Origin of the sequence: Microcystis sp. 49638_E5 (assembly GCF_021300285.1) — a bacterium.
In the GTDB taxonomy this organism is placed as follows: Bacteria; Cyanobacteriota; Cyanobacteriia; order Cyanobacteriales; family Microcystaceae; genus Microcystis; species Microcystis aeruginosa_C.
The window spans coordinates 1-10,905 of the sequence record NZ_JAJTDH010000092.1; the positions used below are offsets into that span (position 1 = coordinate 1).

Consider the following 10,905-nt stretch of genomic DNA (forward strand, 5'->3'; position numbering starts at 1 on the left):
CAGAACAGAGTAAATCTGTTAAGGCAGGTGCGGAACCCCGCAAGGGAAAGAAGCAGAAACCTAAATCGTGAGGTTTGGGAATCGCCGTCCGTTTTACGGCGGCGAGGATGTCAAAATTAAAGAAACATCTATACTGATAGCTGGTTAATTTTTATGAAAACTCTTGCCGATACGGACTTAAAAAGGCTAGAAGACTTAATTATCAACGGACAAAAAGCGATCGAAACTCGTTTCACGGCGATCGAGAATAGTATCGTCGAAATTAAGGCTGATATTGGCGAAATTAAAGCTGATATTAAAGAAATCAAGCAAGATGTTAAATCCCTAGAGATAGGACAGGCAAAATTAACCGAAAGAGTCGAAGGGATGGATAATCGCCTCAAAATAGTCGAGGGCAGTCAAAAAAATCAAATTTGGGCATTGATAACCATTTTAGGAGGTTCACTAATTACCGCTTCCGTCGGTTTGCTGATCGCTATTTTGCGCTTTGTCTTGTTTAAGTAAAAAATTATGGCTATGGATGAAACTAAAACCGAAATAAATCAAGAAATCGACTCAGAAACCGAAAAAATTGAGCCATCAGCCTCGGTAATAGAGAGATACGCCCAAATCCACTTAAAAAGCGAGGGTGAGAAATTGGTGCTAATTTTGCCCAAAACCAGCGCCGGGGAGACAAGTCAGGATTGGACAGATATCTTGACAGGATTAAAATATTATCTCCGTAATAGCGGCCAAAACAGCCCCGCTAGAACACCAGTACACCTACAGGCCAACGATCGCCTGATGGATACGCGCCAACTACAAGCGATCGCCACAATTTTAGACAGCGCCGAATTACCCCTACATACCATCCAAACCCAAAGAAGACAAACCGCAGTGGCAGCGGCAACTATGGGTTACAATGTCGAACAAATGCGATCGAGTCCCACGGTTTTTGGGGACGAGCAACCGCTGCCATCCCTCCTCGCCGAACCTTTGTACTTAAAAACCACCCTGCGATCGGGTGTAGAAATCCGTCACCCGGGTACAGTTATAATCATGGGCGATGTCAACCCCGGCGGATCGATCGTCGCTGATGGCGATATATTAGTTTGGGGGAGTTTGCGCGGTGTGGCCCATGCTGGATTCCGCGGCGATCGAGCAGCGGTAATTATGGCCCTGCGAATCGACTTAACTCAACTGAGGATCGCGGAATTAGTGGCACGCGCTCCGGCTTTAGCTAGTGATCGCATTGAAGCAGAAATTGCCTGTATCAGCGAAGGAGGAATCCGCATCATTGGGGCTTATAATTTTTCCAGAACCTACACCTTTAAAGATAAAGTGGGATGGGTAGAAAAAAGGTGATCAGTGACCGGTAAACAGTGATCAGTAAACGGTGATTCAGTGACCAGTAAAAATAGGGATTAACTGCGTTGAAATGAAAAACTCTATCAAACTGATAACTGATAACTGATAACTGATAACTGATAACCGGTAACTGATAGCTGATAACTGATAACTGATAACTGATAACTGATATAAATTATGGCTCGTGTAATTGTGGTGACATCGGGAAAGGGAGGAGTTGGTAAAACGACAGTAACGGCGAACTTAGGTTCAGCCTTATCTCAATTAGGCTGTCGAGTCGCCCTTGTCGATGCTGATTTCGGACTGAGAAATCTCGATTTATTGTTAGGATTAGAACAGCGTATCGTTTATACTGCCCTCGATGTGGTGGCGGGAGATTGTAGCCTTGATAAAGCTTTAGTTAAGGATAAAAGACAGGAAAATCTGGTCCTATTACCGGCGGCACAAAATCGTACCAAAGAGGCGATTACTGCCGATCAAATGAAGGATTTAGTCGCCCAATTGTCAAAAAGTTACGACTATGTATTGATTGATTGCCCGGCAGGAATTGAAATGGGTTTTCGCAATGCGATCGCCGCTGCCCAGGAAGCGATCATCGTTACTACCCCAGAAATGTCGGCGGTGAGAGATGCCGATCGCGTGGTGGGATTACTAGAAAGCGAAGATATTAAGAGTATCCGTCTGATCGTCAACCGGCTGCGGCCAGAAATGATTCAACTCAACCAGATGATCAGCGTCGAGGATATTCTCGACCTCTTGGTAATTCCCCTGTTGGGGATTATTCCCGACGATCAAAGAATTATTATTTCCACTAATAAAGGGGAACCATTAGTATTAGAGGAGAAGACCTCTCTCCCCGCCATGGCCTTTAGAAACATTGCCCAGCGTTTACAGGGTCGCGATGTGCCGTTTCTAGATTTAATGGCCGGTCAGGAAGGGTTTCTCACTCGTCTGCGTCGTCGCTTATTTGGGCCTTAAACTCTCTCATCTCAACCCCTTAACCTACTATGAATGACCTGATCGATAAACTTCTCGCATGGCGCGGTTCGGGCAAAAGTGGCGACCAAGCTAAAAAACGCTTAAAACTCATTCTAGCCCATGATCGCGCCGATCTTAGTCCCGAAATTCTCAATATGATGCGTCAAGAAATCTTAGAAGTGGTCAGTCGTTATCTTGATATCGACACCGAGGAAACCGAGTTACTCCTAGAAAGTGACCAACGAACTACCGCCCTGATTGCTAATTTTCCGATTCGTCGCATTAAACGCCGTCCTTTAACCTAGAAATTGCCATGAAAACTAAACCGATCGAGCTTTGGCTTAGTCTAGCGGTTAGTCCCTTTCTTTTATCCTACTTGGGACTACGTTCTATTAATAATTGGTTGATAGAAGTCGGGAAAGACAGCGAGGAAATCTTTCGTGGCGATCGCTTGCCGCTGCTCAATATTCCCGATCAGTTACCGGTCAAAAGTGACCAATAATCCAAGAAAAAAGTCCTTTTGCCCCCTGAAAAGAGGCAAAAATAGTGAAATTTTTGTTAAAAATCGGAAAAAATGTGATTCTTTGGCATATAATCTCATTTTTGACAAACCCTAAGAACTAATCCCGATCGATCAGTTATCAGTGATCAGTTATTGCTTTGATAGAGTTTTTCATTTCAAGGCAGTTAATCCCTATTTTCACTGATTACTGATTACTGATTACTGATTACTGATTACTGATTACTGAAATTATGAGCGTCCTTGTCCCCTCGACCGAAACCGAACAGGATATTTTCAGCACTTCCAACCTGTTTCTGCAGCAAAGACTGAAATTAATCGAAGATTTATGGAAAGAAGTCTTAGTCTCCGAATGTGGTCAAGAATTAGTCGATTTACTGGAATTACTGCGCCATCTCTGTTCTGAGGAAGGACAAGTGACCGATGATAGTCCAGAAGCAACAATCGCCAAAATGATCGAAGACTTGGAACTAGGGGAAGCGATCAAAGTTACCCGCGCTTTTGCCCTCTATTTCCAGTTAATAAATATAATCGAACAACACTACGAACAAAGGGATCAGCAACTACTGCGACGGACGGTGATCGGGGAAGAAAACGAAAGTCCCAAGGCTGACCCAAGGCAAAAAAGCCTTTTAGCCACCATTGTCGGGGCCGATTGGTTAGAAAAAACCCTGAACGAGTCCGATCACTCCGGCCCAAAATCGGGACTATTTCACTGGTTATTTCCCTATCTCAAACAGGTTAACGTCCCTCCCCAAGAAATTCAGCGTCTTCTCGATCAGTTAGATATTCGTCTGGTTTTCACGGCCCACCCCACAGAAATTGTCCGTCACACCATTCGCATTAAACAGCGCCGCATCTCGGGCATTCTCGAAAAACTCGACCAAGCAGAAGAAATCTTTCGCAGTCTGGGGTTAACTAACTCCAGAGAAGCACAAACAGTCACCAAACAGTTAAAAGAAGAAATTCGTTTTTGGTGGCGAACAGATGAACTACACCAATTTAAACCCACCGTCGTCGATGAAGTGGATTATGCCCTGCACTACTTCGATGAAGTTCTCTTTGATTCCCTACCCCAGTTAACCCTGCGTCTGCAGCAAAGCCTAGAATCCTCCTTTCCCAGTTTACGAGCGCCGAAAAATAACTTCTGTCGCTTTGGTTCTTGGGTGGGGGGGGATCGGGATGGCAATCCCTCCGTTACCCCCGAAGTCACCTGGAAAACCTGCTGTTATCAGCGCAATCTCGTTATTAAAAAATATCTCGATGCTATTCGCGACCTGACCAGTATTTTAAGTGCCTCCCTGCACTGGTGTCACGTCTTGCCGGAGTTGCTGGACTCCCTGGACAGAGATAAACAGCAAATGCCCGAAATCTATAGCCAGTTAGCCATCCGCTACCGTCAGGAACCCTATCGCCTCAAATTGGCCTTTATTCAAAAACGTCTGGAAAATACCCGCGATCGCAATAATCGTCTCAATGACCCGGAAGAACGACAATTATTAACTAAACTCAACGAAACCAACATCTATCGCTCTGGTTCCGAGTTTTTAGCCGAATTACAGCTATTACAGCGCAGTCTCTTGCAAACCGGTCTTTCCTGTCAAGAACTGGATCAACTGATCGCCCAAGTGGAGATTTTTGGCTTTGTCCTAACTCAGTTAGATTTTCGGCAAGAATCCACCCGTCACGCCGAATGTATCGAAGAAATCGCCGCATATCTGGGAGTTTTACCGAAACCCTACGGTCAATTAACCGAATCAGAAAAAATCGCCTGGTTAGTGGAGGAATTAAAAACCCGTCGGCCGCTAATTCCCCGGGAAATGCCCTTTTCGGAAAGAACCTGCGAAACCATTGAAACCCTGCGAGTTTTAAGAAGTCTGCAAGGGGAATTCGGTCTGGAAATCTGCCAAACCTACATTATCAGCATGACCAACGAGGCCAGCGATGTGCTAGAAGTGCTGTTATTAGCCCAAGAAGCCGGTTTATACGACCCCGCCACTAGCCGCAGTTCCCTCCGCATCGTTCCCCTCTTTGAAACCGTCGATGACCTCAAACACGCCCCCGGCATCATGCAGACTTTGTTTGAATTGCCCCTCTATCGGGCAACCCTAGCCAGCAGTTACGACCATTTAGCGGCTTTAAACGGGGAGGACGTGACCCCGGAACCTGCCATCCTCGAACCGAGTAATTTACAGGAGATTATGGTCGGTTACTCCGATAGTAACAAGGATTCCGGCTTTTTAAGCAGTAATTGGGAAATTCATAAGGCCCAGAAGGCTTTACAAAAAACCGCTAAACAATACGGCGTGGATCTACGTCTTTTTCATGGCCGGGGCGGTTCCGTCGGTCGCGGTGGGGGTCCGGCCTACGCCGCTATCCTCGCCCAACCCCGGGGAACTATTAACGGTCGCATTAAAATCACCGAACAGGGCGAGGTTTTAGCCTCGAAATACTCTTTACCGGAATTGGCCTTGTATAACCTCGAAACGGCCGTAACAGCAGTCATACAGGCAAGTTTACTGGGCAGTGGTTTTGATGATCTCGAACCCTGGAATCGCATCATGGAGGAGTTGGCCACCTGTTCACGGCAAACCTATCGCAGTTTGATTTATGAAGAACCGGACTTTTTAGACTTCTTTCTGTCCGTAACTCCCATTCCTGAAATTAGTCTTTTACAGATTAGTTCCCGACCGGCCCGCCGGAAAAGTGGTCAACAGGATTTAACTACCCTGCGGGCAATTCCTTGGGTGTTTAGTTGGACCCAAACCCGTTTTCTTTTACCGGCTTGGTATGGTTTAGGGACAGCTTTACAGATGTTTCTCGATGATTCTCCTAGCAGAAATTTGGAATTGTTACGCCATTTTTATCACAAGTGGCCTTTCTTCCAGATGGTGATTTCTAAGGCAGAAATGACTCTATCGAAGGTGGATATACAGATGGCCTATCACTACGTCAGTGAACTTTCTAAACAGGAAGATCGAGAACGTTTTGAACGTCTGTTTGAAAGGATCAAAGAGGAATATAATCGCACTAGCGAGATTGTTCTCCAGATCACTGGTGAGAAACATTTATTGGATAATGATCCGAATTTACAGCGCTCGGTGCAGTTACGCAATGGTTCGATCGTTCCCCTCGGTTTCCTACAGGTGTCTCTCCTCAAGCGTTTACGTCAATACAATAGTCAAGCTCAATCCGGTGTGATTCATTTCCGCTATTCTAAAGAGGAGTTATTAAGGGGCGCTTTAATGACGATTAATGGTATTGCCGCAGGGATGAGAAATACCGGTTGATTACAGATAATTAGGGTGTGCTGAAAAAGTGTATTGGTGGGGGCAGGGTGTGGGGTGTAGGGTGTAGGGTGTAGGGATTTTGAGGGGGTCAACCACCTAATTTTCAGGGAAAAAGTCCCTGAAATTTCCCTCCGATCCCCGCAATGGCTGGCACTTTTTGAGGGGAAAAAAGTCTAAAAATCTTACCCAATAAGGTTTTTAGATTTTTTCAGCCAGCCCTAATTAATGGTAGTTTTCCGGTGGTTATCTTGAAGGTAATCCCCCCCTATTTTTGTGATTTGTCAACTTTTTCTAGAATTTCTACTAAGTTGTTATTTTTCAAGGGAAAATTACCGCTAAAATTGGGCTTTATTGCCGATTTTATCACTCAATCCCAGCCTTTGGGGGGTTCTATTGGCTAATATTAAGTAGCTGGTTATAATTAAATTAAAAATGGATTTTAGGTTCGATCCCCCCTGCCCCCCTTGATAAGGGGGGTGCCGATCCCCCCTTAGTCCCCCCTTTAATTCCCCCTTGATAAGGGGGGTGTCTGATAATTTTTAACGCCTACCTACTTACTATCACTTATGGACTAAAAATGAAGATTTGACCGCTAACAGTTGACAATCGATGATCGATCCCGAAGAGAAGCAATTAAGCTCACTGGTGTGTCGGAAGATTAGAGATTGTGCCAAAATGGAGAAAGTGACCGAAGGATTACAGGTAAATTGTTAAAGAAAGGATCGAGTAACCGTGACTGATACGAACTTAGATATACTATCCCTGACCGATCCAGCGATCGCAGGGATTTTGCAAAAAGAACTGCAACGTCAAAGAGATCACCTAGAATTAATCGCTAGTGAAAACTTTACCTCGGCTGCCGTCATGGCCGCCCAGGGTTCGGTTTTAACCAACAAATACGCGGAAGGACTGCCCAAAAAACGCTACTATGGCGGTTGCGAATACGTTGACGAAGCGGAACAATTAGCGATCAATCGGGTTAAACGACTATTTGGGGCAAATCACGCTAACGTACAACCCCACTCCGGGGCCCAAGCTAATTTCGCCGTTTTCCTGACCCTCTTGCAGCCAGGCGATACGATTATGGGCATGGATCTCTCCCACGGTGGTCATCTTACCCACGGTTCCCCCGTTAACGTTTCCGGGAAATGGTTCCGAGTCGTACAGTACGGAGTAAGTCCCGAAACCGAACTCCTCGACTACGATCTCATCCTTGACATCGCCCGCAAGGAAAAACCCAAACTAATTATCTGCGGTTATTCTGCCTACTCGCGCCAGATTGATTTCGAGAAATTCCGCGCCATCGCTGACGAAGTGGGGGCCTACCTGATGGCAGATATCGCCCATATTGCCGGTTTAGTGGCCACTGGTCATCATCCTAACCCCCTACCCCACTGTGATGTGGTCACTACCACCACTCACAAAACCCTGCGCGGTCCTAGGGGGGGTTTAATTATGACCAAAGACGAGGAATTAGGCAAAAAATTCGATAAATCCGTCTTCCCCGGTACCCAAGGCGGTCCCCTAGAACACGTGATTGCAGCGAAAGCGGTGGCTTTTGGGGAAGCATTGAAACCGGAGTTTAAAATCTATTCGGGCCAAGTAATCGCTAATGCCCAAGCTTTAGCCGGTCAGTTGAAGGCTAGAGGGATTAAAATTGTCACTGATGGTACGGATAATCACTTGATGTTACTCGATTTAAGATCCGTGGGCATGACCGGGAAAGAAGCCGATCGCTTGGTGAGTACTATCAATATTACCGCTAATAAAAATACTGTTCCCTTCGATCCCGAGTCTCCCTTTGTCACCAGTGGTCTGCGCTTGGGTTCCCCGGCTATGACCACCAGAGGACTAGGAGAAACGGAATTTATCGAGATTGGCAACATTATCGCCGATATTCTCCTTAATTCCGGTGATGAAGCCCTGAGAACTGCTTGCCGTCAACGGGTAGGGAAACTTTGTGAAAGCTTCCCCCTCTATCCCCATCTCCATATTTCCGTCCCCGCCTTGGCCTAAAACGAGAGATAATAAAAACTCATAATTGGCGATTGCCTGTCAGTGGCCAATTGTGAATTAAATCGCCCCCCAATTCCCATGTCTGGAGATTTATACTATCTAATTGCTTTTCTGATCGCCCATACCGTGGTACTTTGGAGTACCCCCCTCGTCAGAACCGTCGGACTGAAAAGCGGTTACGTCGATAAACCCAACGAAAGGAAGGTCCATGAAAAGCCTATGGTTCGACTGGGGGGAGTTTCGATTTTTGTCGGCGCTTTAACTGCCCTCCTGATTGTTTGGTGGTTGGGAGGGTTTGCAGGTTTAAACAGCGATCGAGAATGGGAAGTGTGGGGCGTAACCCTAGGCGGTTTGGGCTTTTTCCTCATCGGTCTAGCGGATGATCTTTTTAATCTTTCCCCCCTCAATCGTCTGGTAATGCAGTTTAGCGTCGCTTTTCTAGCTTGGCAAGCTGGCGTTAGGATCGATTTCCTCTCTATTCCCTTCGGCGATTTATTACAAATTCATTGGCTAAGTTTGCCAGTTACTCTCCTCTGGTTAGTGGGGATGGCTAACGCGATTAATTGGATTGACGGTTTAGATGGATTAGCGGCAGGGGTTTCGGGTATATCTGCCGTGGTGATTTTGATTGTAACTTTGGTGATGGGACAACCGGCCGCCGCTATTATCGCCGCCGCTTTAGCGGGTGGGGCCTTGGGTTTTCTGCGTTACAATTTTAACCCCGCCCAAATTTTTATGGGGGATGGTGGGGCCTATTTTATGGGTTTTACCCTCGCGGGTGTGGCGGTGATTGGATTGGCTAAAACTACTGCTGTGACTACTGTTGCCGTTACCGCCGTCCTATTACCCTATCTCATCCTCGCGGTTCCTCTCCTCGATATGTCCACGGTGATTATTTCCCGTCTCAAACGCGGAAAATCCCCTTTTGTGGCTGATAAACGTCATTTACACCATCGTTTACTGAAAGCGGGTATCTCTCACCGTCTGACAGTATTATTTATCTACGCTCTAACTCTCTGGGTAGGCAGTTTAGCCCTCGGTTTCTCCAATGTTCCCAGTGGTTGGGGTTTTGCCTTTGGTGCGACTCTCCTCCTCGGTTACGTCGGTTGGCAAGTCTGGCGCAATCGTGGCAGTGAACCGTAAGCCATCTTAAAGTCGTCAGCTATCAGCTTTTTTCTGCGGATATCCCTTCGGCATCCAGTTTGTCACTATGAGAGAGCAAGCAATGATGAATTTTTATCTTCATAAAATAATTTGATTGTACTGAACTCTCGACGCAGTAAATTTTCAACTTGTAAAGTAGAACAGTTTCCTAGTCTCAACCAGATGACTTTGGGAGGATTCCCAAACACTAAACTTAGATCGTGCATATCGGCATCTTTTGAGACAATCATCAAATCATTATCTTTGGCATAATTCCAAACTATCGGGTCTATTGTTGCTTTCATCCCTACATCCCGAACATGAAGCGAGTCTGGAAAAATATCGCTCAAACGGGTAGATAATTTAGGGGATAAGTTTTCATCAAATAGTAATTTCATGCTGATCAAGTCGAAATCATTAACCGACGTTCACGATCAGCGGCATAAGCAATACAAGCCTTTAAATCTTCTCGCGTCAGGTCGGGAAAATCCTCAAGAATTTCTTCTTCTGTCATTTCCGAAGCTAGGTATTCAAGCACTTCATAAACTGTGATTCGCAAGCCACGCACACAAGGCTTACCACCACGTTTATTGGGTTCAATTGTGATATAGTCTCTATAATTCATGATGTGAGGAGGGCATTTTTATTAATTTTATCATACCATTTATTGCTGCTAAAAACAGTAGTTTTGGAAACAGTCAAGCTCTAATCACAGTAATTCTATATTGATTTTCTGTCACCACAACTTCAGTGGATAATCTTTCTTCCATTGGTAAAGCATTTTTTCGCCTATCAAAGATAAATAACCAACCAAAATCTAAACCCAAACGCCCTAAATAAGATTCTAATTGTTCAATTCCGTCAGCTTGAGGATCGCGTTTTTTATCCCGCCATACTTTTAATTCAATCCCTAAAATTACATCTTTATACTGCAAACATAAATCCATTCTGTCACTACCAATTGCATATTCCCTTTCTAAAACTCCTCCACCATTAACCACACGATGTAAAAAAGCCATTAATACTATATGTGGAGCGATTTCATGATAACCAGTGCTACCTAATAATGGTTCTCCGTGCTGTCGCCAAAATTTGAGAAATGCTGTTAATAAAGCATCTATATTTAATTCACCTTTTGCTGTCAACCAACTAGGACTAATTAAAGGTAAACTGTCCTGAGTTCCTTGTACTAAAACACGGGGAATAACTTCACGATAAATGGGGTTAGAAATAACTAATCCCCCCATCGGATCACGTCGTAATAATCCTAAATCTATTAAATATTGCCTATCATCTGCTAGGGTATCGGGTAAGGTTTGCCCTGCTAAAATTGGTTCAATAATGTTTTTAACTCGTTTTTCTCTGAGTTTTTCCGCTAAACTATCTAAATGAGTATCCTGACGAGCTATTAATATTTCTTTGGCTGTTAAAATATGTTTTTTAGTAATAGTAATACTTCTATCTTTTACCATTTTTTCTACAATTTCTTTAGCTAAGGCATTGACTAGCCAAGGTTGTCCTTGGGTTAAATCATAAGCTGTTTCTATTGCTTCTGGTGTGAAAAGTTGTCCAGTTGCTGCTGTATGTTTTTGATATAATTCTCCCACTTCT

10 protein-coding genes and 1 pseudogene are annotated in these 10,905 nt (G+C 44.8%); 8 read left to right on the forward strand and 3 right to left on the reverse strand.

Annotated features, from left to right (window positions below; all coding sequences use genetic code 11):
* Positions 1–153: 153 nt before the first annotated feature.
* The 8 genes from LW728_RS19295 to LW728_RS19330 all read left to right on the forward strand — a co-directional run bounded on the left by LW728_RS19295 (position 154) and on the right by LW728_RS19330 (position 9,294).
* Positions 154–504 carry a hypothetical protein gene (locus tag LW728_RS19295; RefSeq protein ID WP_002802185.1) on the forward strand — a complete coding sequence of 117 codons (351 nt, stop codon included), beginning with the start codon at positions 154–156 and terminating at the stop codon, positions 502–504.
* 12 nt (positions 505–516) lie between these two features.
* Complete coding sequence (gene minC / locus LW728_RS19300) at positions 517–1,344, forward strand: septum site-determining protein MinC (RefSeq protein WP_043997860.1); 828 nt, start codon at positions 517–519, stop codon at positions 1,342–1,344.
* Positions 1,345–1,524: 180 nt separating this feature from the next.
* Positions 1,525–2,325, forward strand: a complete 801-nt coding sequence (gene minD, locus LW728_RS19305; protein ID WP_002802178.1) for a septum site-determining protein MinD — start codon at positions 1,525–1,527, stop codon at positions 2,323–2,325.
* Positions 2,326–2,354: 29 nt separating this feature from the next.
* On the forward strand, positions 2,355–2,630 hold the full coding sequence (gene minE, locus LW728_RS19310; RefSeq protein WP_002802177.1) for a cell division topological specificity factor MinE: 276 nt from the start codon (positions 2,355–2,357) through the stop codon (positions 2,628–2,630).
* 8 nt (positions 2,631–2,638) lie between these two features.
* Positions 2,639–2,827, forward strand: coding sequence for a hypothetical protein (locus tag LW728_RS19315; RefSeq protein ID WP_002802176.1), 189 nt, complete (start codon positions 2,639–2,641; stop codon positions 2,825–2,827).
* A 251-nt stretch (positions 2,828–3,078) separates the two neighbouring features.
* A complete protein-coding gene (ppc, locus tag LW728_RS19320; RefSeq protein WP_002802175.1) occupies positions 3,079–6,135 on the forward strand; it encodes a phosphoenolpyruvate carboxylase in 3,057 nt (1,018 codons plus the stop codon).
* Positions 6,136–6,867: 732 nt separating this feature from the next.
* A complete protein-coding gene (gene glyA / locus LW728_RS19325; protein WP_287668773.1) occupies positions 6,868–8,151 on the forward strand; it encodes a serine hydroxymethyltransferase in 1,284 nt (427 codons plus the stop codon).
* A 78-nt stretch (positions 8,152–8,229) separates the two neighbouring features.
* Complete coding sequence (locus LW728_RS19330; protein WP_002761684.1) at positions 8,230–9,294, forward strand: glycosyltransferase family 4 protein; 1,065 nt, start codon at positions 8,230–8,232, stop codon at positions 9,292–9,294.
* Positions 9,295–9,359: 65 nt separating this feature from the next.
* Here LW728_RS19330 and LW728_RS19335 read toward each other — a convergent pair whose 3' ends face one another.
* From LW728_RS19335 to LW728_RS19345, 3 genes and pseudogenes are all read right to left on the reverse strand, one after another.
* A complete protein-coding gene (locus LW728_RS19335) occupies positions 9,360–9,692 on the reverse strand; it encodes a DUF5615 family PIN-like protein (RefSeq protein WP_004163946.1) in 333 nt (110 codons plus the stop codon).
* Positions 9,693–9,697: 5 nt separating this feature from the next.
* The gene (locus LW728_RS19340; RefSeq protein ID WP_004163945.1) at positions 9,698–9,919 is read right to left on the reverse strand and encodes a DUF433 domain-containing protein; all 222 of its coding nucleotides are present in this window, start codon (positions 9,917–9,919) and stop codon (positions 9,698–9,700) included.
* A 73-nt stretch (positions 9,920–9,992) separates the two neighbouring features.
* Positions 9,993–10,905 (reverse strand): annotated as a pseudogene (locus tag LW728_RS19345) (ATP-binding protein); the annotation flags it as partial.

Coding starts and splice junctions, on each gene's coding strand:
- LW728_RS19295 (WP_002802185.1), top strand. CDS start 154: ATGAAAACTCTTGCCGATACGGACTTAAAAAGGCTAGAAGACTTAATT.
- minC (WP_043997860.1), top strand. CDS start 517: ATGGATGAAACTAAAACCGAAATAAATCAAGAAATCGACTCAGAAACC.
- minD (WP_002802178.1), top strand. CDS start 1,525: ATGGCTCGTGTAATTGTGGTGACATCGGGAAAGGGAGGAGTTGGTAAA.
- minE (WP_002802177.1), top strand. CDS start 2,355: ATGAATGACCTGATCGATAAACTTCTCGCATGGCGCGGTTCGGGCAAA.
- LW728_RS19315 (WP_002802176.1), top strand. CDS start 2,639: ATGAAAACTAAACCGATCGAGCTTTGGCTTAGTCTAGCGGTTAGTCCC.
- ppc (WP_002802175.1), top strand. CDS start 3,079: ATGAGCGTCCTTGTCCCCTCGACCGAAACCGAACAGGATATTTTCAGC.
- LW728_RS19330 (WP_002761684.1), top strand. CDS start 8,230: ATGTCTGGAGATTTATACTATCTAATTGCTTTTCTGATCGCCCATACC.
- LW728_RS19335 (WP_004163946.1), bottom strand. CDS start 9,692: ATGAAATTACTATTTGATGAAAACTTATCCCCTAAATTATCTACCCGT.
- LW728_RS19340 (WP_004163945.1), bottom strand. CDS start 9,919: ATGAATTATAGAGACTATATCACAATTGAACCCAATAAACGTGGTGGT.